Annotated in this window: 21 protein-coding genes, 1 tRNA gene and 2 pseudogenes; 16 read left to right on the top strand and 8 right to left on the bottom strand. The window is 57.5% G+C overall.

What is annotated here, in order from left to right:
- Nucleotides 1–87: 87 nt before the first annotated feature.
- The 7 genes from ACIY1O_RS00075 (at nucleotide 88) to ACIY1O_RS00105 (ending at nucleotide 9,117) form a co-directional block, all read left to right on the top strand.
- The gene (locus ACIY1O_RS00075; RefSeq protein WP_397473245.1) at nucleotides 88–1,251 is read left to right on the top strand and encodes an ATP phosphoribosyltransferase regulatory subunit; all 1,164 of its coding nucleotides are present in this window, start codon (nucleotides 88–90) and stop codon (nucleotides 1,249–1,251) included.
- A gap of 79 nt (nucleotides 1,252–1,330) precedes the next feature.
- Nucleotides 1,331–2,626 carry an adenylosuccinate synthase gene (locus tag ACIY1O_RS00080; RefSeq protein ID WP_397473026.1) on the top strand — a complete coding sequence of 432 codons (1,296 nt, stop codon included), beginning with the start codon at nucleotides 1,331–1,333 and terminating at the stop codon, nucleotides 2,624–2,626.
- Nucleotides 2,627–2,699: 73 nt separating this feature from the next.
- Complete coding sequence (locus tag ACIY1O_RS00085) at nucleotides 2,700–3,248, top strand: phosphoribosyltransferase (RefSeq protein ID WP_397473027.1); 549 nt, start codon at nucleotides 2,700–2,702, stop codon at nucleotides 3,246–3,248.
- Between the two features lie 78 nt (nucleotides 3,249–3,326).
- The gene (rpsU, locus tag ACIY1O_RS00090; RefSeq protein ID WP_301116611.1) at nucleotides 3,327–3,539 is read left to right on the top strand and encodes a 30S ribosomal protein S21; all 213 of its coding nucleotides are present in this window, start codon (nucleotides 3,327–3,329) and stop codon (nucleotides 3,537–3,539) included.
- Complete coding sequence (dnaG, locus tag ACIY1O_RS00095) at nucleotides 3,536–5,425, top strand: DNA primase (RefSeq protein ID WP_397473028.1); 1,890 nt, start codon at nucleotides 3,536–3,538, stop codon at nucleotides 5,423–5,425. The genes rpsU and dnaG overlap by 4 nt, the downstream gene beginning before the upstream one ends.
- A gap of 235 nt (nucleotides 5,426–5,660) precedes the next feature.
- Entirely contained in the window at nucleotides 5,661–7,940 is a 2,280-nt protein-coding gene (gene rpoD, locus ACIY1O_RS00100) for an RNA polymerase sigma factor RpoD (RefSeq protein ID WP_397473029.1), read from the top strand.
- Nucleotides 7,941–8,160: 220 nt separating this feature from the next.
- Nucleotides 8,161–9,117: a Gfo/Idh/MocA family oxidoreductase gene (locus tag ACIY1O_RS00105; protein ID WP_397473030.1), complete on the top strand. Its 957-nt coding sequence runs from the start codon at nucleotides 8,161–8,163 to the stop codon at nucleotides 9,115–9,117.
- Here ACIY1O_RS00105 and ACIY1O_RS00110 read toward each other — a convergent pair whose 3' ends face one another.
- From ACIY1O_RS00110 to ACIY1O_RS00120, 3 genes are read right to left on the bottom strand one after another with little or no spacing between them, the layout of a single operon-like run.
- Nucleotides 9,118–9,339, bottom strand: coding sequence for a DUF3820 family protein (locus tag ACIY1O_RS00110; protein ID WP_397473031.1), 222 nt, complete (start codon nucleotides 9,337–9,339; stop codon nucleotides 9,118–9,120).
- Nucleotides 9,340–9,352: 13 nt separating this feature from the next.
- Nucleotides 9,353–9,472 (bottom strand): diguanylate cyclase domain-containing protein, encoded by a 120-nt coding sequence (locus ACIY1O_RS00115; protein ID WP_397473246.1) that lies wholly within the window; start codon nucleotides 9,470–9,472, stop codon nucleotides 9,353–9,355.
- A 40-nt stretch (nucleotides 9,473–9,512) separates the two neighbouring features.
- Nucleotides 9,513–9,740 carry a hypothetical protein gene (locus ACIY1O_RS00120; protein ID WP_397473032.1) on the bottom strand — a complete coding sequence of 76 codons (228 nt, stop codon included), beginning with the start codon at nucleotides 9,738–9,740 and terminating at the stop codon, nucleotides 9,513–9,515.
- Nucleotides 9,741–10,116: 376 nt separating this feature from the next.
- Between ACIY1O_RS00120 and ACIY1O_RS00125 the strand changes: the two genes are divergently transcribed.
- From ACIY1O_RS00125 to ACIY1O_RS00140, 4 genes are all read left to right on the top strand, one after another.
- Complete coding sequence (locus tag ACIY1O_RS00125) at nucleotides 10,117–10,491, top strand: hypothetical protein (RefSeq protein WP_397473033.1); 375 nt, start codon at nucleotides 10,117–10,119, stop codon at nucleotides 10,489–10,491.
- Between the two features lie 32 nt (nucleotides 10,492–10,523).
- Nucleotides 10,524–10,754, top strand: coding sequence for a hypothetical protein (locus ACIY1O_RS00130; protein ID WP_397473034.1), 231 nt, complete (start codon nucleotides 10,524–10,526; stop codon nucleotides 10,752–10,754).
- Nucleotides 10,755–11,685: 931 nt separating this feature from the next.
- Nucleotides 11,686–11,973 carry a CopG family ribbon-helix-helix protein gene (locus ACIY1O_RS00135; protein ID WP_254002960.1) on the top strand — a complete coding sequence of 96 codons (288 nt, stop codon included), beginning with the start codon at nucleotides 11,686–11,688 and terminating at the stop codon, nucleotides 11,971–11,973.
- A complete protein-coding gene (locus ACIY1O_RS00140) occupies nucleotides 11,970–12,257 on the top strand; it encodes a type II toxin-antitoxin system RelE/ParE family toxin (protein ID WP_397473035.1) in 288 nt (95 codons plus the stop codon). Before ACIY1O_RS00135 ends, ACIY1O_RS00140 begins: the two co-directional genes overlap by 4 nt.
- 293 nt (nucleotides 12,258–12,550) lie before the next feature.
- On the opposite strand, the gene ACIY1O_RS00145 is transcribed toward ACIY1O_RS00140, so the two are convergent.
- Nucleotides 12,551–13,480 carry an aromatic alcohol reductase gene (locus ACIY1O_RS00145; protein ID WP_487047362.1) on the bottom strand — a complete coding sequence of 310 codons (930 nt, stop codon included), beginning with the start codon at nucleotides 13,478–13,480 and terminating at the stop codon, nucleotides 12,551–12,553.
- Between the two features lie 288 nt (nucleotides 13,481–13,768).
- On the opposite strand from ACIY1O_RS00145, the gene ACIY1O_RS00150 reads away from it, so the two are divergent.
- From ACIY1O_RS00150 to ACIY1O_RS00165, 4 genes are all read left to right on the top strand, one after another.
- The gene (locus tag ACIY1O_RS00150; RefSeq protein WP_397473037.1) at nucleotides 13,769–14,656 is read left to right on the top strand and encodes a LysR substrate-binding domain-containing protein; all 888 of its coding nucleotides are present in this window, start codon (nucleotides 13,769–13,771) and stop codon (nucleotides 14,654–14,656) included.
- Nucleotides 14,657–14,918: 262 nt separating this feature from the next.
- Complete coding sequence (locus ACIY1O_RS00155; protein WP_397473038.1) at nucleotides 14,919–15,101, top strand: helix-turn-helix domain-containing protein; 183 nt, start codon at nucleotides 14,919–14,921, stop codon at nucleotides 15,099–15,101.
- 176 nt (nucleotides 15,102–15,277) lie between these two features.
- A complete protein-coding gene (locus tag ACIY1O_RS00160) occupies nucleotides 15,278–15,664 on the top strand; it encodes a type II toxin-antitoxin system RelE/ParE family toxin (RefSeq protein WP_397473039.1) in 387 nt (128 codons plus the stop codon).
- On the top strand, nucleotides 15,645–15,965 hold the full coding sequence (locus ACIY1O_RS00165) for a helix-turn-helix domain-containing protein (protein WP_397473040.1): 321 nt from the start codon (nucleotides 15,645–15,647) through the stop codon (nucleotides 15,963–15,965). The genes ACIY1O_RS00160 and ACIY1O_RS00165 overlap by 20 nt, the downstream gene beginning before the upstream one ends.
- Nucleotides 15,966–16,058: 93 nt before the next feature.
- Here ACIY1O_RS00165 and ACIY1O_RS00170 read toward each other — a convergent pair.
- From ACIY1O_RS00170 to ACIY1O_RS00180, 3 genes and pseudogenes are all read right to left on the bottom strand, one after another.
- Nucleotides 16,059–18,887: pseudogene (locus tag ACIY1O_RS00170) on the bottom strand (type I restriction endonuclease subunit R); the annotation flags it as partial.
- Nucleotides 18,888–18,892: 5 nt separating this feature from the next.
- A pseudogene (locus tag ACIY1O_RS00175) lies at nucleotides 18,893–19,462 on the bottom strand (site-specific integrase); the annotation flags it as partial.
- A gap of 73 nt (nucleotides 19,463–19,535) precedes the next feature.
- Nucleotides 19,536–19,612: transfer RNA gene (locus ACIY1O_RS00180), tRNA-Ile, on the bottom strand.
- 446 nt (nucleotides 19,613–20,058) lie between these two features.
- Between ACIY1O_RS00180 and ACIY1O_RS00185 the strand changes: the two genes are divergently transcribed.
- Nucleotides 20,059–20,262 carry a hypothetical protein gene (locus ACIY1O_RS00185; RefSeq protein WP_397473041.1) on the top strand — a complete coding sequence of 68 codons (204 nt, stop codon included), beginning with the start codon at nucleotides 20,059–20,061 and terminating at the stop codon, nucleotides 20,260–20,262.
- Nucleotides 20,263–20,273: 11 nt separating this feature from the next.
- Here ACIY1O_RS00185 and ACIY1O_RS00190 read toward each other — a convergent pair whose 3' ends face one another.
- The gene (locus ACIY1O_RS00190; protein ID WP_397473042.1) at nucleotides 20,274–20,714 is read right to left on the bottom strand and encodes a hemerythrin domain-containing protein; all 441 of its coding nucleotides are present in this window, start codon (nucleotides 20,712–20,714) and stop codon (nucleotides 20,274–20,276) included.
- Nucleotides 20,715–20,843 lie beyond the last annotated feature (129 nt).

A 20,843-nucleotide genomic window follows, 5' to 3' on the forward strand; every position in this document is an offset into this window, starting at 1 on the left:
AATACCTCCGCAAGCGACTTGGCGGGCTTACGCCCCCGGTCGCTTTTTGTTTGGACCCGACCCACCCGTATTGAACCGAAACGCATGATATCCACCTGGTTGTTGCCTGAAAGCTTGGCTGACGTACTTCCGGCCGAAGCGCGCCGCATTGAAGAACTGCGTCGAGAGCTTCTGGATCTATATCGCGCCTACGGGTTCGAGCTTGTGGCGCCACCGTTGGTTGAATATCTCGATTCCCTTCTGTCCGAAAAGGGCAGCGACCTGGCCTTGCGAACCTGCAAGCTGGTCGATCAGTTGTCGGGCCGTACGTTGGGCTTGCGTGCCGACATCACGCCGCAGATCGCACGCATCGATGCCCATTTGCTAAACCGCGAAGGTGTCACCCGCCTGTGCTACTGTGGTTCCGTGCTACATGCGCGCCCGGCGGGGCTGTTGTCCGACCGCGAATTGCTGCAAATCGGCGCCGAACTGTTCGGTCACGCGGGTGTCGAGGCCGATATCGAAATCATCCAGCTCGCTCTGGAAAGTGTGCAGCGTGCAGGAGTGCAGGGCGCCCGGCTTGATCTCAATCACCAAGGCATTGTGCACAGTTTGATCGATTCCGACCTGGCGTTGGCGCCGGTGGCCGGCGAGGTCATAGACCTGCTCAGCACCAAAGATGTTCCCGGCATCAGGGCGCTGGCAAAGCGTTTGCCTGATCTACGCGCCGAAACCCTCGACGCCCTTGTCGTGTTGCCATCGCTGTACGGCGACGCAAGCATATTGGCCGAAGCCCGTGCCGCGTTGCCTGACCTGCCTCGCATCGGTCAGGCTCTTGCCGATTTGAACACGCTCATTCAAGCCATGCCCGAGTACGAGTTCAGTATCGACTTGGCCGATGCCGGCAGCGGCTACGGCTATCACTCCGGCGTGATGTTTTCGATTTACGCCCAGGGCTGGCATGATGCGCTGGTCAAGGGTGGAAGATACGACGGCGTTGGACGAGCGTTCGGCCGAGAGCGCCCGGCCACGGGCTTCAGCCTCGATCTGCGCAAGCTATCTTCGGGCTTGCCGCCCGCCACGCTTGCCAAGGCTATCCGCGCGCCGTGGGGAACCGACCCCGATTTGATGGAAACCTTGCGCGCATTGCGCACGGCCGGCGAGATCGTAGTCCAGGCGTTGCCTGGGCAGTCGCACGACCTTGACGAGTTCACCGTCGATCGCGAGCTTGTTCTTGTCGGTGGGCAGTGGCAGGTTAAAGCTATTAACTAAATTCTTTTTTTCGTAGAGCCGTCCGCCGGCTCGCGGTTCAACCTTTTTGGGCCCCTGGCGGGCCGTATATTGAAACGTTATGAGCAAGAACATCGTCGTGATAGGCACCCAGTGGGGTGATGAAGGCAAAGGGAAGATCGTCGACTGGCTGGCGGAGTCCGCCCAGGGCGTGGTGCGCTTCCAAGGGGGCCATAATGCGGGCCATACGCTGTGGATCAAGGGCCAGAAGACAATTCTGCGCCTGATTCCCTCGGGCATCATGCACCCGGACCTTACCTGCTACATCGGCAACGGCGTGGTCTTGTCGCCTGAAGCGCTATTGAAGGAAATCAACGAACTCGAACAGGCCGGCCTCGATGTACGCTCGCGTCTACAGATTTCGCTGGCGTGCCCCCTTATCCTGCCCTATCACGTGGCGCTGGACCAAGCCCGCGAATTGCGCAAGGGCGAAGGCAAGATCGGCACGACGGGCCGGGGTATCGGGCCGGCATACGAAGATAAGGTCGCTCGACGCGCATTGCGGGTGCAAGATCTATACGATCCGGCGATTTTCGAAGAAAAGCTTAACGAAGCCCTTGATTATCATAACTTCGTGCTAACTCAATACCTGGGCGCCAAAGCCGTTTCGTCCGACGAAGTGCGCGACCAGGCCATGGCGCTTGCGGGCCAGATCGAGCCTATGGTGACCGATGTATCAAACAACCTGCATATTGCCCAGAAGGCGGGCCACAAACTGTTGTTCGAGGGCGCGCAAGGTTCTTTGCTCGACATCGACCACGGCACCTATCCGTTCGTGACCAGCAGCAATTGCGTTGCGGGCGCGGCGGCCGCGGGCGCCGGCGTCGGTCCGCAAAGCTTGAATTACGTGCTGGGTATTGCCAAGGCCTATACCACGCGCGTTGGTTCGGGGCCGTTCCCCACCGAATTGCTGGACGACACCGGTGCACGGTTGGCCACGGTTGGAAAAGAGTTCGGTTCGGTGACGGGGCGTCCGCGCCGCTGCGGCTGGTTCGATGGCGCAGCCATGAAGCGCGCCGTCATGATCAACGGGATATCCGGCTTGTGCGTCACAAAGCTCGACGTGCTGGATGGGGTTGAGACCATCAAGATCGGGGTGGGCTATCGCTATAAAGGCGAATTCCTCGATGTGCTGCCCTACGGTGCTCATGCCGCCGCCGAAGCCGAACCGGTACTCGAGGAAATGCCCGGCTGGAAGGATTCCACCGTGGGCATTACCGAGTACGATTCCTTGCCCGCCAATGCGCGCAGCTACCTGCAGCGTATCGCCGAGGTGTGCGACGTACCCATCGACATGGTGTCCACCGGACCTGATCGTGTGGAAACCATCATGTTGCGCCATCCGTTCGGAAACTGAGCTCTTTTGCAACGGCCTTGTCCCAGGGGTATGATTACGCTCCTTGCTTTCAAGTAAAAACGCGGAGTGAACCATGAACCTGCCGTCCAGCACCGATCGTGATCTTTGGGTCAGTTGGGACCAATATCATGCGCAGATTGACCGCCTTGCATTGATCATCCATGAGTCTGGCTGGAAATTCGACAAGATCATCTGCTTGGCGCGGGGTGGTGTACGGGTTGGAGACGTGCTTTCACGTATCTACGACGTGCCACTGGGAATTCTGGCCACAAGCAGTTACCGCGAGGCGGCCGGCACTCAGCAGGGCACTCTGGATATCGCCCAGTTCATTACCATCACCCGCGGCACGCTCGATGGCAGGGTGCTGTTGGTTGATGACATGGTCGATACCGGCCTGACCTTCATCCGCGTGGGCGAGCACCTGCGGTCGCAATTTCCGGCCATCACCGAAATGAAAAGCGCGGTATTGTGGTGGAAGGGCCATTCGCAAGCGTCTCCCGATTACTATGTCGAGAAACTGCCCACCAATCCATGGATTCATCAGCCATTCGAAGATTACGACAGCCTGCGCCCGCATCAGCTTGAGGCTTGGGTGCGCAAGGGCAAGCGCAACACCGGGTAATATGGTAGAATTTAATGCTTTATAAAAATACCGCCGGCACATTTAAACCCACAATTTTTTAAAGAGGCTTATCGATACATGCCAACCGTTCGTCTTAAAGAAAACGAGCCATTTGAAGCCGCACTGCGCCGTTTTAAACGCACCATCGAAAAAACCGGTCTGTTGACCGAGCTGCGTTCGCGCGAATTCTATGAAAAGCCCACCGCCGAGCGCAAGCGCAAGCATGCTGCCGCGGTCAAGCGTCACTATAAGCGCATCCGCAGCCAACAATTGCCCCCGCGCCTCTATTGATACCAGACTCATTTGTCCAAGAGCTTCTTGCCCGGGTAGATGTAGTCGACGTCGTCGGGCGCTATGTGCAGTTGCGCAAGGGCGGGGCCAACTTGCTTGGCCTATGTCCATTCCATAACGAAAAATCTCCCTCATTCACTGTCAGCCCCACCAAGCAGTTCTATCACTGCTTTGGTTGCGGAGCACATGGCAGCGCCATATCGTTTCTCATGGAGCACACCGGGGCCAGCTTCCCGGAGGCTGTGCGCAGCCTTGCCGCATCGGCGGGCATGGTCGTTCCTGAAGAAAATCGCAGCCCCGCTCAACGGGCGGCATCGCAGCGCCGCAAAGAAGAAGTTTCGCGACACCAGCAGATTCTCGATGCGGCGAATGCCTACTACCAGCGCGGCCTCAAGGCTTCTCCTGCCGCTATTGGCTACCTGAAGCAAAGAGGCCTAAGCGGACAAATAGCCGCGCGCTTTGGTTTGGGTTGGACAGGGGGCGACCGGCGCGGCCTTGCGTCGATTTTTCCGAACTATGAAGACCCGCTCCTGGTCGAATCGGGGCTGGTTATCGAGGCTGACGACGGGCGCCGCTACGATCGTTTTCGCGAGCGCGTCATGTTTCCCATCCGGAACACGCGGGGGCTCATCATCGGCTTCGGCGGACGTCTTATTGCCAAAGGCGAGCCCAAGTATCTGAATTCGCCCGAAACCGCTGTGTTTTCCAAGGGCCGCGAGCTATACGGCCTGTGGGAGGCCCGTACTGCGGTTCGCTCCGAGGGCTGTGTTTTGGTGGTCGAGGGGTATATGGACGTGGTGGGCCTGGCCCAGCAAGGGGTTGAGAATGCCGTCGCCACGCTGGGCACCGCCACCACCCCCGAACACGTGCAAAAGCTTCTGCGGTTAAGCGACAAGGTCGTTTTCAGTTTTGACGGCGACAAGGCAGGGCGACGCGCCGCGTGGCGGGCTCTGCAGGTTTGCCTGCCACTGCTGCGTGACGACGCCTCGATACGTTTTTTGTTTCTGCCGGCAGAGCACGACCCAGACTCTTACGTTCGAGAGTACGGCGCAGAAGCATTTCGTGCCTCACTGGCCGAAGCGGACCCGCTGTCGCGCTTCATGCTCGATGAGCTGGGGTCCCATCATGCTCTGGGCGAGGCCGAGGGTCGAGCAGCCTGCGTACATGAGGCCAAGCCGTTGTTGGCCGCGATTCCGCCCGGTACCTTGCGCATGCAGATCGAGCGAGAGTTTGCGCAGATCGTAAAGCTTACTCCTGAAGAGCTGGCGAGCATGCTGAAATCGGCGCCCGAGGCCCCTCTGAATGTACATCCGGACAATGTATATTCCAGCCGGCCCCAGGATGCCGAGGGTCCGCAGTTTCTGGACGGTCCGCCAGATGACTACGAGCCCCAAGAGCCTTGGGAACAGGTTTCGGCGCGCCCATCCAGGGCCCGAACCACGAGGCAGCAGCGCTCGCGGGCGGTGACGCCCATGGCCAAGCGTTTGTTACGGCTTTTGCTCGCCCATCCCGAGCTCGTCGACCGCCTCGGTGATCAACAGCTTGAAATTCTGGAACAAGGCCCCCATTTGGTACTTGTACGAGATTTGATTGCTTTAGCCCACACCAGTGGCGCGCGCCATATCGGAGCCCTGTTGCAGGCGGCCGATCCGGCCGAGGAACTGACGCAGGTGCTTACTAGTCTAAGTACCGAGGTGTTGGAGCAAGATGATTTGCCCGACCCGCTGGCTGAATGGAACGATGCGTTGCATCGTATTGAACTCGAGTCCATCAAGGCCGAGCAATCCGAGCTGATTGCCAGAGGCCTGAAGGACGAGGCCGCGCGCCAGCGCTACCAGAAATTGACGCGCAGACTGGCCCTTTTGAATAGTGCTTCTGCGCACTGAGTGTTGTAAAATAAAGAGTTTCGCATTGCCCTATAGGCTAATGCGCCAAAGTACGGTTTTACGCCGGTCGCCCCTTTTTGGCCTTGCACATATGTCAGACAAGGATTTTACGGTATTTGGGCGCTGGGCAATTGATCGACCTTGAGCGCATGGCCTGATACCTTGCGAGAGTAGTTTTGCCATGCAATACCGGCGCGATTTCCCGCGCGTCTGATATGCATTTACGGAAGCGACTATGACCCAAGCCACAGGTAAGACCCCGTTGGTAGCTGAACAAGAAGCCGTGAAGAAAGCCAAGAAGACGGCTGCTGCGACCAAAAGCACCGCCAAGACCGCTGTAAAGGTTGCGGCCGATGCCAAGGCCGAATCGGCGCCCGCGCCGGCGGCCAAGAAGGCGGCCGTGAAAAAAGCAGCCGTGAAAAAAGCCGTAGCCAAGAAGGCCGCCGTCAAGAAAACCGCCGTCAAGAAGACAGCTGTTAAAAAAGCGGCGGCCAAAACCGCCGCCAAGGCTGCTCGTGCCGTCCCGTCGGGGCGCCGTCCCGGCCGTCCGGCCAAGGCCGCCAACAATGATTCGGCCGATTACGACGACAACGATGTCGAAGTTATTCCCGAACTAAAGCCGGCGCCCAAGCGCGGCGGCAAGCGCGGCAAGGGCGATAAAGAAGCCCCTGCGCGCAGCCAAATGACGCCAGAGGAACAAGAGGCGCGCCGTAATCGTCTCAAGGTGCTGATCAAGCTAGGCAAAGAGCGCGGCTACCTTACCTACGGCGAAATCAACGACCACTTGCCCGACGATCTGGTCGATGCCGAAGCCATCGACGGCATCATCAGCACTTTCAGTGACATGGGCATCTCGGTCTACGACCAGGCGCCCGACGCCGAATCGCTGCTGCTCAACGATAATGCGCCGGTGGCCTCCAACGACGATGACGTCGAGGACGAAGCCGAAGCCGCCCTCACTACCGTTGATTCCGATTTTGGCCGCACCACCGACCCCGTCCGCATGTATATGCGCGAAATGGGCACAGTCGAGCTTCTGACGCGTGAGGGCGAGATCGAGATCGCCAAGCGAATCGAAGACGGCCTCAAGCATATGGTCATGGCCATTGCGGCTTGTCCCACCACCGTCAACGAAATCCTGGCATACGTGCAGCGCGTGCGTGACGGCCATGCTCAAATCGACGAAGTTGTCGACGGCCTGGTCGACGACGAGGGCGAAGAGTACGCCGGCGCGGGCGTTTCCGTCGACAACGATGACGCCGAAGATGGCCCCGCAGGTGGAATGAGCAGCAGGCAGATCGAGCACCTGCGCACGAAATCGCTCAAGAAGTTCGAGAACGTCTCCGTATGGTTTGAGAAAATGCGGAAGGCTTTCGAGACGAAGGGCTACGACGCGGCCGAGTACGAAGAAGCCCAGCAGGCCATTCTTGCCGAACTCATCGGGGTGCGGTTTACCGCCAAGATGGTTGAGCGCCTGGCCGACACGCTGCGCGAGCAGGTTGCGCAAGTGCGCCAGCTCGAGCGCGAAGTGCTGCACATTTGCGTTGACCGCGCAGACATGCCTCGCATGCATTTCATCAAGACGTTTCCCGGTAACGAAACCAACCTCGATTGGGTGCTGCGGGAAGTCGCCGCCGGCCATCCATATTCCGAGACGCTCGAGCGCCACGTGCCGGCCGTACAAGAGCTGCAACAGAAGCTTATCGACCTTCAAACCCGAGTCGTTCTGCCGCTTAAAGACCTCAAGGACGTCAACAAGCGCATGGCGACGGGCGAAGCCAAGGCCCGCAAGGCCAAGCGCGAAATGACCGAAGCCAACCTGCGACTGGTCATTTCCATTGCCAAAAAATACACCAACCGGGGCTTGCAGTTCCTGGATCTCATCCAAGAAGGCAATATCGGGTTGATGAAGGCGGTCGACAAGTTCGAGTATCGCCGCGGGTATAAGTTTTCAACTTACGCCACGTGGTGGATACGTCAGGCCATTACGCGCTCGATCGCCGACCAGGCGCGCACCATTCGTATTCCGGTGCACATGATCGAAACCATCAACAAGATGAACCGCATCAATCGCCAGATTCTGCAAGAAACCGGCACAGAGCCCGATCCGGCCACGCTGGCGCAGAAGATGGACATGCCCGAAGACAAGGTGCGTAAAATCCTCAAGATCGCCAAAGAGCCCATCTCCATGGAAACTCCGATCGGCGATGACGATGATTCCCATCTGGGCGATTTCATCGAAGACACCGGCACCCTGTCGCCGTCCGAGTGGGCGTTGCATGGGTCGATGCGCGATGTGGTCAAAGAGGTGCTCGATTCTCTTACCCCCCGCGAGGCCAAAGTGTTGCGTATGCGTTTCGGCATCGAAATGAGCACCGACCAAACTCTTGAAGAGGTCGGCAAGCAGTTCGATGTTACGCGCGAGCGCATTCGTCAGATCGAGGCCAAGGCGCTACGCAAGTTGCGTCACCCAAGCCGGTCCGACAAGCTCAAGAGCTTTCTCGAAGGGCAGTAAGGCAGGTGTTTTCTTGGGCCGGGGGCTGTAAGGCCTTCGTTCCTGCTGCAAAACGGGCCCCATGGGCCCGTTTTGCCGTTCAGGGTGCGCGGCAATACCGGTATCATAAGAAGGCAGGCAAGGGAGGCCGCGAACACCCGCAACACAGGCTCCTTTGCCGTGAACTGCGCAAAATGCGCGCCGCGCAGCCACCCACTTCTCGATCAACAGGAGCAATGCAATGACAAGGTCCATCAATATTGCTGTGGCGGGCGCCGGGGCGTTTGGCGTCAAGCACCTTGCGGCGCTCGCGCTAATCGAAGGGGTTAATCTGTTGTCGGTGGTGGACCCTGAAATCGACAAGGCACGTAGCGCGGCCACCCGCTTTGGCGCACCTCACTCTGGCGCCGACCTGCTCGAAACCCTGGCCTTGCCAGGCCTTGATGCCGTAATTCTGTGTACGCCCACTCCCATGCACGCGCGCCAGGCTTTAGCCTGTTTGAAGGCCGGCAAGCACGTGCAGGTTGAAATTCCGCTGGCCGATCGGCTGGAAGACGCCCGCGAAGTGGCCGATGAGGCCCAAGGCCGCAGGCTGGTCGCCATGTGCGGCCACACACGGCGCTTCAACCCCAGTCACCAGTATGTGCGCCGGCGGATCGATGCGGGCGAGTTTCGCTTGCAGCATCTGGTGGCGCAAACCTATTTTTTTCGCCGTAGCAATATCAACGCCTTGGGCGAGCCCAGAAGCTGGACCGACCATCTGCTATGGCACCATGCGGCGCATACAGTTGATCTTTTCTTGTATCAGGACGGCGGGCAGATCACCCAGGCGCATATCGTGCAGGGGCATGTGGATGCCCAGTTGGGTATCGCCCTGGATATGTCGATCCAGCTAAGAAGCAGCACCGGCGCGCTGTGCACGCTGGCGCTGAGTTTCAATAATGAAGGCCCCTTGGGTACGACATTTCGCTACATAGGCGACACGGCCACGTATATCGCGTCGTACGACGATCTTTATACTGGCGCTGACAAAAAGATTGACGTCAGCGGCGTGGCGGTGTCCATGAACGGCATTGAGCTGCAAGATCGCGAGTTTGTGGCGGCCATACTCGAGGGGCGCGAATCCAGAGCCAGCGCGGCCAGTGTGCTTCCGTGCTATGAGGTTCTTGATCGGCTGGAGCAACAGCTGGCCGGCTGATCACACGCTTTTTTCGCGCAGCGGGTCAAGAAGGCCCCGCAGCCCATTGTGATCAAGCTCGTGCGTCAGGGCCAGTAGGCGGCCTATTTCGCCGGGAGGAAACCCCTTGCGTGCGAACCACGCCAGGTAAGGGCCGGGCAGATCGGCGATAAGCCGGCCCTGATATTTTCCGAAGGGCATCTTGCGTGTGACCAGCGCTTGCAGGTCGGATGTATTCGTCATTTGCTGTGCGATGTTAAAGGTAGGCAATTTTATTGCGGCCTGTTCGCTTGGCCTGATAAAGAGCTTGATCGGCCGGTTTCAACATCTCGCCCATCTTGCTGTGGTCGTTGGGCCAGTGGCTTACCCAACCAATGCACTATCGAGCAATATTTGACGCTGCACTAGAGGTTACATCACCACCACGAGCCGGAGCTGCGGCGCACCTTTCTGGATGCCGCCTTGTTCAGGTCTTTCGCTTCCTCTTCAGCATATTCCTCTTCGCCCGGTTCATACGAGCCCTCATGCATGCAACTGCTGGGGCTCACCTTGCATTGGATCGAGCCGCCTGACGACGAACACCCGGAAATAGCTGCGGTCAGAAGCAGCGATAAGCCCAAGCGGCTCCACGTTTGAACAGTCATCTTGGCTACACCTAAAAAAGTTGCTATCGCCTCTTCTTTCTTATAGCAGACTATTAAGAGGCGCTTCAGACAGCGAGGAACCCGGCGTACGGATTAATCCTGTCCGTGATAATGCAGAAAGCCCCGCACCGGACGAGGCTCAAAAAAATGGTTGACAACTCGACAGTCTACGGGGTTTATTGTGATGCGGTCCGGACAGTCATGCAAGATATGCGGACAAAATAGTTTGCGGTTTTATTGCTACGAAGGCATAGCCCTTTTCCATCCAGTGTGAAAGCTGCTTATGCGCGCCGTCAAGCATATCGTGGTAACCCTGCGTGGCATCCCAAGTGATCCGTGCACGAGGGAACGTGGCCTTGACTGTGAGGGGGGTGTAATGAATGATCTCATCAAAGCCTTTCTAGCCTGGCTGACTGCGCCGGCAGAGTCTTCGGCCGCTGAGCCGCCGACAATTTTGCCGGTATCGACAAGCGGTTGGCTATCCTCCGAGCAGTTTCGCAAAGCCACCGGCCTGAGCGCCAGCAAGGCTCAAGATTGGTATCCGCACGTGCGCGCCGCCTGCCTGGAGTTCGGCATTGTCGGGCCGGTGCGCGTGGCGGCTTTCCTGGCTCAGATCGGCCACGAGTCGGGCAGCTTCGCTTATACCCGCGAAATATGGGGCCAACAGCGGCGCAGCAGCGTTATGAGGGTAGGGCCGACCTGGGTAACATCCAGGCGGGTGATGGCTCTCGCTTTCGTGGCCGAGGGCTAATCCAGGTCACCGGTCGGGCCAATTACCAGGCGGTGGCGGACAGCCTGGCCATTGGCTGTATAGCGCGTCCCGAATTGCTCGAGCAGCCCCAATACGCCGCGAGATCCGCGGCCTGGTGGTGGGTCAACAATGGCTGCAACGAGCTTGCCGACGCCGGCGACTTCGAGCGGTTGACCCGCCGCATCAATGGCGGGCTGAACGGCTATGCGGACCGGGAGGCCAGATGGAAACTGGCCAATATGTATGTGGGGTTGGAGGCATGATCTTCTTGCAAGTACTTCTGGCCAAAATTGGGTCCCTTATATCACGGGAACCGGCCGCCGAGATTGACGCGATGCCGCTCAGACCGCTGTGCAGGATCGAGATGGAGGCCAAGACGTGGGCAAGGGTAAGCAAATAGCGTGGGTGCTACCGTCTGGCAGGCTGCAATTGGAAACCACCTTTCGTGCCCCATTTGTCGGTCCGATTTACGAAGAGCGTATCGCACTCTAAGCAGCGGTAGCTCGTATAGCAGCTGCCATCACTTTGGAAAATCAGCTCGCCCTCGACGCGCATGTGTTTATGCGGCTCGGCATGCCCAGACAGTGCGGCAATTTCCGCGCAGGCTGCACATATAGTGGGCTTCTGATTCCCCATACCCCTCTCCAGCGGACTTTTTCGAAGCGTACACGCGACCCTGGATAGTCTGAATGGGGCAGATGGCCTAGCTGCGCTGGTTCGGTCGGTGTCGCCGGCATTGACGGGTGCTCGTCCAATGTCCATTTGTATGTTTATGCAGCAATTTAAGCGCAAAAAAAGCCCGCACTGTGGCAGGCTAATTTTTGGGGTACGTCAATATTTCCCCCACTGGGTTTCGCTGCTTCTGGGTGATAAGTGTGAAAACCCGCATGAATACTGGTGGGCCCAGCTGGACTTGAACCAGCGACCAACGGATTATGAGTTTGCGGCTGAAACGCTAAACCTAGGAAAATCAAGCGTATACAACCGTAATCAAAATAAGTAGAAAGTACTTATGCGTCAGTAGTTTAGCGTACTTATGCGCAGCTAGCCAAACCTGATGTATGTACCGCTACTGTACCGTCAGCCATGGCAAATTCCTGTCAGATCACCTTCTGATAGAGGCATCAATTTTATAGAGACCTTCAGGGTGTCGTGCTACACTGCACATTGCGTGTAACACATGAGGATGGTGCCATGAGTGATGCCACTTTTACTTTTCGAGTCGATGACGGGCTGAAGGCTGAGTTTGCCAATGCCGCCAAAGCCCATGACCGTACTGGAGCCCAGCTTCTTCGCGACTTCATGCGCAGTTACGTGGCCCAACAAGAAGAAGCACAGCAATACGATGCCTGGCTGGCGAAGAAGGTCGAGCAGTCGCGGGCGTCTGCGGAGGCGGGCAACCTGATTCCCGCGTCTGATGTTGAAGCCCGCTTTGCCGCTCGCCGCGCAGCGACCCGTGCCCGTATGGCTGCACCTGAATGATGGAGCTGCTGTGGACGCCAGAAGCCGTCAGGGATCGTGAAGACATTTACGACTACATTGAGCAAGACAACCCCCTGGCTGCTCTGTCACTTGACGACTTGATTTCAGAAAGAACAGCAGCTCTCCAGAACCATCCCAGAATGGGACGGTCCGGGAGAGCTGCGGGCACTTTTGAACTGGTCGTTCACAGCAGCTACATGGTCGTGTATGACATTGTGGAAACGCAGGTGCGAATCTTGAATGTCGTGCATACGGCGCGGCAGTGGCCGCCGCTGGAAGGGTGACACTCGCAAAAGTACACAGTATCATCGCCCGCACCCTCGCCATCCAGGTGCGTAAGGGCGACGTGGAGGTCCACTCGCCACTGCGGCAGCAGGCCGACACCTGGATGACCCCGCGCCCGAGGAATCATCCGTTTAGTTAGCGACCAACATCAGCTCGATTTCGGGTGTGTGGTTTTGCTGCAAAGAGATCAGCCGGCTAGTCGATTTTTCGGATCCACGCCTGACGTTAGAAAGCACCACGCTGGGCTTGTTCCCTGGTGGGGGACGCGCACAGCCTCACGCAAGCAACCGGATCAGACTTCCAACAGGTGCCGCAGATAGCGCGCGACATCGACCGTTTCAATGCGGTGTTTTGCATTGAAGGTGGTGGCCTTGTCCCACCACATCCCATCACCCAGTGCGAAGGCGGCACGGTAGCGCGTCATGACATCATCAGGCGTCTGCGCCAGATCGGCGCGCAACTTGTCCAGCGACCACAGAGTCTTCTCGAACGCTTGTCCGGTGACGCGCTCGACGACTTCAGCCAATTCGCCGTAGGAAATCGTATCACCGGCCACATACACCACCTCGTTGGCGATGCGCGGCTCGGTCAGCAGTATCTCGGTGGTGAGCCTGCCAATGTCTTCCGGTGTCGTGACCGTGACCCTGGTATTCCAAGAGCCCAGGCCATGGACAGTCCTAGCTGCCAGATTCACCACATCGAACTCCGGTTCGAAAAGGAAGCTGGTGAACATGCCGGTGGAGATGATCACCCACTCGGTTTGCTGCTGCGCGCGCAGCAGTTGGCGTACTTCATATTGTTCGTCGAACACCGGTTGGCCGCTGCCCCGTCCGATCACATCGTAGTCGACGCCGAACTGCCACGGGAAATAGCGCTCGACTTTGGCGTCTAGCGCGGCGCGGGTGATCTTCAACTGCGTGCCGGGGCCAGCCACGAAGCCGGTGCAGTTGACGACCGTGCGATAGCGCTCAAACAAGGCTTTTAGGGCGTCGGCGTCGCCCGCCAGATCGAAGCCGATGACCTCCACGCCCAACGCCTGCAGGATACCGAGAGTTTCGATATCGCCGGGGCGGGAGCTGGAGACAGTCTGTGGTGAGACAACAACCGTGACCGATTGGCAGCGCTCGGCCGCGCACGGAGCGAGCGCACGCAGCACCGCCATGCCCAGTTGACCGGCACCAAGGACCAGCAGGTCACGGCGATTGGATTCGTTTCCTGACATAGACATAACTTCCTAAATTCAAACAAAATGATGATTTCACACCGACCATCCAGAATGGCCAATGAGCGGCTTTATGAAGAGAATCATGCAAAACTTTTGCTGATTCTTTTCATGCATGGAAGTTTAGATCCATGGCAGCAGACGAAAAAGCGGACAAAGCAACTTTCACTATTTGAATATATGCAATAATAAGTGCGTTTCAGTCCTGATGCGATGAGGTCCCAAACCCTGGCGCCTTAGCTCGTTCACCCTCACAAGGAGATGTTCACCATGGATAGACTGCGAGCCATGGAAACTTTCGTGCGCGTGATTGAGGCCGGCAGTTTCAGGCAGGCCGCCGATACGCTGAACGTACTTCCGTCAACCGTCACACGTAACATCAAGGAGCTGGAATCGCATTTGGGGACGCGGCTACTCAATCGCACGACGCGCGCTGTCAGCGCCACCGATGCGGGTCTGCGCTTCTACGACAGTTGCAAGGCGATCCTGCGTGAACTGCAGGAGGCCGAGGATCAAGCCGCTCAGCAAGCCGAAGCGCTGCACGGCACAATCAAGATCGGCACCACCTCGTCGCTGGCGAGGCACTGCCTCATCGCAGCCTTGCCGGCGTTCACACGTCGCCACCCACGAGTCGAACTGGAACTGCATCTGTCTGACAGCACGGCGGATGTCGTGCGACAGGGACTGGACTGTGTCATCCGAACCGGCACCCTACGCAACTCACGGCTGGTGGCCCGGCGCATCGGCCGCTTTCACTGGATCGTCTGCGGTGCCCCGGATTACCTTACGCAGCACGGAACGCCTGACAGCCTGCTGACCTTGCAACAGCACGTCGCGGTGGGCTACCTCGGCGGCCACGCTGGCCGCCTGGCACGTTGGAATTTCCAGGACGGCGCGCAGACCACTGCCATTGCCATGCAGGAAAACGTACGTGTCGACGACACCGACGCCTACGTGGAAGCCGGTATCGCCGGCTTGGGCCTGATCCGCGTGGCCAGCTACATGGTGCGTGAGCACTTGGCTGCAGGCAGGCTAATCCGCGTGCTTGAGGGGGCGCATGCCGAACCGGAGCCAATTTCCGTTCTTTACCCACACAGCCGGCACCTTTCCCCGGTAGTACGAGCGTTCGTCGACTGGAGCAGCGAAGTGGTGGCGCGGGCATCGAGCCAGTGGTGATGCTGCTGGCCATTGAGGACCTGCGGCTCCGCCTGCCTGATACGTCTCAACTACGAAAGTTTCATAGTGTCCATTGTCATGTCCATAAGCGGAAAATACGTACACGGCGAAAACCAACAAAAAGGGCCGCTAGCTGAGGCGGCCCTAATTCACTGATATTTGTGCATCCCGAGACATCGTTAACACTTTATACCGGACACATCCTTTACAGTTTTGGCATAGAAAGGAGGACCTTGCTATGCCATGGAAGGAGAGTCGCAAAATGGACGAGAAGTTGCGTTTTGTCTCGCGCTATCTGGACGGTGAGTCGATCGCGTCGCTGTGTCGTGAGTTCGGCATTTCACGGGTGACGGGTCACACCATCATCAATCGCTACAAGGAAATGGCCAAAACTGATGTGTGTACCGCTGCTGTACCGATCGGAGCAGCTATCCAGTACAGTTAGGCGCGCTTAGCTGGTGACTGCTTGAGTCGCCAAGAACTCCTTGGAGGCTGGCTTGGGGAGCAGGTTCCGTGGATGTCAGCAGCAGTTCACTTTTGAGCGAGTTTGTCTGGGCTCTCAGTGTCGGCAGGAATCTGAATCTACTAGAAAACTATTGCACTTAGTGGTATGGTCCAGCGATGAGACGAGTCTTTAAAACACGCACCTTCACCCGCTCGATGAAGAAAGCGGGACTAACCGACGCAGCCCTATGTGCCGCGGTCGAAGAGATGAGTCAAGGGCTCATTGATGCTGATTTGGGTGGCGATGTTGTGAAGAAGCGAGTCGCATTGCCTGGCCAGGGCAAGCGTGGCGGAGCAAGAACCATCGTCGCTACGAAAATGGCGGGGCGCTGGTTCTTCCTCTATGGCTTCAGCAAGAGCGAGCGGTCCAACATCGACAAGGACGAGCTGAGGGTACTCCAGGAGGTGGCAAAGGAGCTGCTTGGTTTTAATGATCGGCAACTGGCCATTGCGCTGGCTGCCGGTGAAATTTTGGAGATATGTGATGGCGACGACAAAACGTAACAGCCGCATTCTGGACGAGATGCACGAGACGGCGCGTGGGCTCCAAAGCGCCGGTCTGATCAGCAAACGTCGCATGGGTGAGTTCGAGGCGCTGTGCAATCTCGATGTGCACGAAATACAACCGCAGCAAATCAAGGCGCTGCGTGAACGGTCGAACGTCAGTCAGGCGGTTTTTGCCGCCGTGCTGAATACCAGTGTGTCAACGGTTCAAAAGTGGGAAGTCGGTGACAAGAAGCCGAGCGGGCCGTCACTCAAACTGTTGAACCTGATAGAGCGCAAAGGTCTTGAGGCGGTGATTTAACGGCTGAGCTTGACTGCTAGTTCTCTACACCGGCAAGCCCAACTGACAAGGAATTCTTGTCAGTTGGCGGCCAGCTCGGCCCTGTGCGAAACATCAAGCTAACTGCCACAGCTCCGTCAGAGCCTCGGCCTGCTGGAGCACCGTCTGCACTGCTGCATCCTGCAAGTCCGGCGGATAGCCATACTTGCGCAGAATTCGCTTCACCAGAACCCGTAACCTAGCACGAGCTGACTGGCGATGCGCCCAGTCCACAGTGACATTATCCCGCAGACTCATGAGTAGTTCATGGGCTATCACGCGCAACTGCTCATCACCCATAACTTCCATGGCGGACTTGTTTTCGGCAAGCGCATCGTAGAAAGCGATTTCCTCCTGAGTCATCCCGTTGGCTTCACCGCGTTCTCGGGCTGCTCGCAGGTCCTTGGCCAGCTGTATTAGCTCTTGCAGCACCTCGGCTGTGGTGATGGCATTGGCGTGGTACCGCGCAATAGCGTCCTCTAGTCTTTCAGTAAAGGCACGACTTTCCACGACGTTAGTACGGGTGCGTGAGCGGATGTCATCGTTCAGCAGCTTGCGTAGTGCTTCCAGGCCGAGGTTCTTCTTCTCCATCTGCTGCACTTCGAGCAGGAACTCGTCAGAGAGGATGGAGATGTCAGGGGTTTGGATGCCAGCCGCCGCTAGAATGTCGACGATTTCCGTTGACACCACCGCTCGACTTACTATTTGCTGGATAGCCAACTCGCGGTCCTGACGCGTTCCACCGCTACCGCTTGCGGTCTTCGACAAAGCGGCCCGGATGGCCTGAAAGAATCCCACCTCCTCGCGGATTGTACGTGCTTCATCAGAACTCGACGCCAGCGCAAAAGCTTTGGACAAAGCCAATACCCCGTCGGCAAAGCGTCGCTGGGCCTGCTTCTTGGCTTCTGGTGTTTTTTCGGCAGCCGCCCACTGTTGCTGCTTGTCGAGTATCCATTCAATGGCGCCGGCCATCATCGTCAGTCGCTCGCCGGGTGTGCCATCCAGAGCGCTGCGGTAGTCGAAGCCGTGGAACATGTCGCGCACGATTTCGTACTTTTCCAGCATCACCGCCACGGCTTCGGCTTCGTCGATGCCGGTCTTGTCCTGGTCTGGTTTAGAATACTGCGCCAGTGCCGCTTTCAGATTTTGGGCAATACCTATGTAATCCACGATCAGGCCCGCCGGCTTGTCACGGAATACGCGGTTAACACGAGCAATCGCCTGCATCAAGCCGTGGCCGCGCATCGGCTTGTCAATGTACATAGTATGCATACAGGGCGCATCAAAGCCGGTCAGCCACATATCGCGCACGATAACCAGCTTGAGCGGGTCGTTAGGGTCACGAGCTCGCCTGGCCAATAAATCACGTCGTGCCTTGTTGCCAATATGTTGCTGCCACTCAACAGGGTCACTGGCAGCGCCGGTCATGACGATCTTTACCGCGCCGGAATTATCGTTCTCGCTGTGCCACTCGGGCCGCAGTTTGATGATTTCGTCGTAAAGCGCCACGCAGATGCGCCGGCTCATGCATACCACCATCGCTTTACCATCCAGCGCCGCGACCCTGTCCTCAAAATGCTGCACCAGATCCTTTGCGATCAATGCCAGGCGCTTATCGCTGCCTACCAGAGCTTCGACCGTGCTCCATTTCTGTTTGGTACGTTCGGCGCTGGACTCGTCCTGGTCTTCCAGTAGTGCTTCAATTTCCGCATCAATACGTGGCTTTTCATCGTCATCAAGCTCAATGCGCGCCAGGCGAGATTCGTAATAAATGGGTACGGTCGCCCCATCTTCTACGGCACGGCTGATGTCATAGATGTCGATGTAATGACCAAACACCGCAGGTGTGTTGACGTCAGTCGCTTCGATGGGGGTGCCCGTAAAGCCGATGAATGAGGCGTTGGGCAGGCCATCGCGCAAGTATTTGGCGAAGCCATAAGCAATCTCACCGGTCTGGCTGGCGACTTTGGCTTTGAAGCCGTACTGGCTTCGGTGTGCTTCATCTGCGATCACCACCACATTGGCGCGATCAGTCAGCACCGGGAAATCCGTTTCATCGGCGGCTGGCGAAAACTTCTGCAACGTGGTGAAGATAACCCCACCGGAGGCGCGAGACAGCAAGGTACGCAGGTGCTCCCTGTCCTCCGCCTGAACAGGTGTCTGCCGAATAAGGTCCTTGCACATAGCGAAGGTGGCAAAAAGCTGATCATCGAGATCATTGCGATCAGTGAGCACCACCAAAGTGGGATTGGCCATGCGGTGCTCGAACACCAGCAGCCCCGCATAGAAGGCCATTAACAAACTCTTGCCGGAGCCTTGAGTATGCCAAATAACTCCGGCTTTTCGGTCGCCGGGCGGTTGGTCCTTCACACTAGGCAAGCCATAGACTGCGGGGTCTTCAGCAACCGCGAACTGACTGGCCCTTAGCGTGGAAATCACAGCCTTCTTGACGGCGTGAAACTGGTGATAACCGGCGATGATCTTGATCAGTCCAGACGGGCTTTCCCCGAATACCGTGAAGTGACGCAGCAAGTCGAGAAAACGCCCCCGCTCGAACACGCCCTCGATCAGCGTGGCCATCTCAGGCGAACCCTTTGGCTCAATATGCTGACCGTCCGTAGTGCGCCAAGGCATGAAGCGCTCTTGGTCCGCCGACAACGAGCCGACCCGCGCCGACAGACCATCAGAGGTCACCAGCAGTGCGTTGCTGCGAAACAGTGCCGGGATTTGTTGCTTGTAGGTTTGAAGTTGATTGAAAGCGCCTGTCAGGGTGGCGTTCTCGCCGCCAGGGGCCTTGAGCTCAATAACGGCCAGCGGCAGGCCGTTGACGAATAACACAACGTCTGGTCGTCGCTTCACCTGTCCGGCAACTACCGTAAACTGTTGCACTGCCAGCCAGTCGTTGTTGCCAGAAGACGTTGATGCTCTTCCGGGGTCAGTCGCCGGTCACGACCTGGGCCGGGGGCAGGTCGCCGAATGCTCTGGACAGGATTGTGGGTCAGTCCTATGCCCCATTCCTTGATGGCGATGTTGAACATGTGGCCCAGCAGGGCAAGATCGAGCCGAACGGTGTTTGGGGATCTTGGCCTGGGGTCTGGTTGGCCTCTGGCGTCTTTGCGATCCAGCCCGGCGAGGCGGTCATCACGGTACTGGGCGATGATTTCCGAGCTGAGCGCGGCGAGAGAGTATTTTCCCAGATGCTGGATCAGTGGTTTGGCGTGGCGGGCCTCACTTGCGGCAGAGGTGGGACGCTTGGTTGGTGAGATTTCCGCAAGGTAGCGTTTCAGCGCTGCTTCGACGGTCAGGCGTTCGGAGCTTGCCCGTTGGATATAAACGCCGCGCACCATTTCGTCTTCTGTGCGGCGTGCCCAGTCTTCGGCGTCGCGTTTGGTGCGAAAGGTTTTTATGGTGGTCGGCCATCCAGACTTGCGGATAACGGCCTTCCAGGTGCGTGAGGGGGTCTTCGTAATTGTAGCCATCGGTCACTCCTGAACAGGGCTCTTGCATTGCCACTGTACCGAAACTGTACCGAAACGCTAACAAAGGGGAAAATGGTGGGCCCAGCTGGACTTGAACCAGCGACCATCCGATTATGAGTCGGGTGCTCTAACCAACTGAGCTATAGGCCCTTTTTCTAAAATCTTGCATTTCTGCAAGGTGTTTCTGTTGCTTCCCGTGGGCGTCTCATTCCAGCTTGAGCAGTGGATTATGAGTCCGCTGCTCTAACCAACTGAGCTATAGGCCCTTATTTAAACTTTCGTGCTATGACATCGCATGTTTCACGCATCTGTCAGGTACATTACAAGCCTTGCCGCGGTAACCGTTGAGGAAGCCGCCGCAGTAACGCGCGTTGCAAAGATATAAGCGGGCAATTATGACATAAAAAGCCCGTCAAGGTGCAGCAGCCGGCGGCAGTCGGGCATGGTGCTTGAGGCCGCCCTTGTCACCGTCTTGTGCTACGGTATGGGCATGGTTGCAGTCGACCGCGCCTTGGTGAAATATTTTCCCGGCGAGTTGCCCCACTGCTGAATCAGACGCCGCAATGCATCGGCGCGCATTATCAGGAGATATCAGATTGAGACGTTTGCTTTTTCATGCTCAGCAGCTGCATCAGCGGCGCATGAGCGTATTCTGGCTGTTGCCAAAGCCGCTACGCGAGGACGATGAATCCGCGCTTGGTCAGTTGCGCCTGCATACTCTGCCCGAGCACGAGGACAGGCCTCGCACGCTACGGGAAATGTTCAGCGATTTAGAGTACGACGATATCGAGCGGCCTTAGCAACAGGGGGCTTAGGCCTCAAGCAGTTTGTGGTATTCCTCAAGATACGGCTCGACCAGGGCCGTTTTCTGTTTCTCGCTCAGGATTTTTCCCGCCATCTGAAAAAACCTCTGCTCTTCTTCTTCCAGATGGTGCTCCACCTTGTCGGCCAGCTTTTTTGCCACGGCCAGCCAAGCCGGGCTTGAAGGTTCGATTTCTTCAATTTGCTCAATCAGTTCGTCGATTTCATGATGCTCGGCAATAGCGTGGCGTGAAGCCTCGACCCCCGAGTCGTCGTCCATGATGGGGATGTAGAAATGGCGTTCTTCGGCAGTAGCGTGAGCGGTCAGCACCGATTTGTAGTTCTCGAACAGGTTGGAGCGTTCTGGCGTGTCACCGCTGGTGTTGAGGATTTGCTCCGCCAGGTCGCGCTGAAGCTCGTGGCTTTGGCGAAGGGCTTCAAAGATGTTCATGGGCACTCCTTTATTTTTGGGTGGCTTCATTAGCCATTAAGTTGCAAACGCCAGCAAGAACCGTGCCAACGCTTGTTCGATATGCCTCTTCATTCCTGTTGAAGCTTTGAGTACACTGCATTCTGTCCA

Source organism: Pusillimonas sp. (assembly GCF_044464525.1).
Classification (GTDB): domain Bacteria; phylum Pseudomonadota; class Gammaproteobacteria; order Burkholderiales; family Burkholderiaceae_B; genus Pusillimonas.

Bases quoted from the DNA above. Each gene is read 5' to 3' on its own strand.
- ACIY1O_RS00080 (WP_397473026.1), top strand. From the start codon at position 1,331: ATGAGCAAGAACATCGTCGTGATAGGCACCCAGTGGGGTGATGAAGGC.
- ACIY1O_RS00085 (WP_397473027.1), top strand. From the start codon at position 2,700: ATGAACCTGCCGTCCAGCACCGATCGTGATCTTTGGGTCAGTTGGGAC.
- rpsU (WP_301116611.1), top strand. From the start codon at position 3,327: ATGCCAACCGTTCGTCTTAAAGAAAACGAGCCATTTGAAGCCGCACTG.
- rpoD (WP_397473029.1), top strand. From the start codon at position 5,661: ATGACCCAAGCCACAGGTAAGACCCCGTTGGTAGCTGAACAAGAAGCC.
- ACIY1O_RS00105 (WP_397473030.1), top strand. From the start codon at position 8,161: ATGACAAGGTCCATCAATATTGCTGTGGCGGGCGCCGGGGCGTTTGGC.
- ACIY1O_RS00110 (WP_397473031.1), bottom strand. From the start codon at position 9,339: ATGACGAATACATCCGACCTGCAAGCGCTGGTCACACGCAAGATGCCC.
- ACIY1O_RS00120 (WP_397473032.1), bottom strand. From the start codon at position 9,740: ATGACTGTTCAAACGTGGAGCCGCTTGGGCTTATCGCTGCTTCTGACC.
- ACIY1O_RS00125 (WP_397473033.1), top strand. From the start codon at position 10,117: ATGAATGATCTCATCAAAGCCTTTCTAGCCTGGCTGACTGCGCCGGCA.
- ACIY1O_RS00135 (WP_254002960.1), top strand. From the start codon at position 11,686: ATGAGTGATGCCACTTTTACTTTTCGAGTCGATGACGGGCTGAAGGCT.
- ACIY1O_RS00140 (WP_397473035.1), top strand. From the start codon at position 11,970: ATGATGGAGCTGCTGTGGACGCCAGAAGCCGTCAGGGATCGTGAAGAC.
- ACIY1O_RS00145 (WP_487047362.1), bottom strand. From the start codon at position 13,480: ATGTCAGGAAACGAATCCAATCGCCGTGACCTGCTGGTCCTTGGTGCC.
- ACIY1O_RS00150 (WP_397473037.1), top strand. From the start codon at position 13,769: ATGGAAACTTTCGTGCGCGTGATTGAGGCCGGCAGTTTCAGGCAGGCC.
- ACIY1O_RS00155 (WP_397473038.1), top strand. From the start codon at position 14,919: ATGGACGAGAAGTTGCGTTTTGTCTCGCGCTATCTGGACGGTGAGTCG.
- ACIY1O_RS00160 (WP_397473039.1), top strand. From the start codon at position 15,278: ATGAGACGAGTCTTTAAAACACGCACCTTCACCCGCTCGATGAAGAAA.
- ACIY1O_RS00165 (WP_397473040.1), top strand. From the start codon at position 15,645: ATGGCGACGACAAAACGTAACAGCCGCATTCTGGACGAGATGCACGAG.
- ACIY1O_RS00190 (WP_397473042.1), bottom strand. From the start codon at position 20,714: ATGAACATCTTTGAAGCCCTTCGCCAAAGCCACGAGCTTCAGCGCGAC.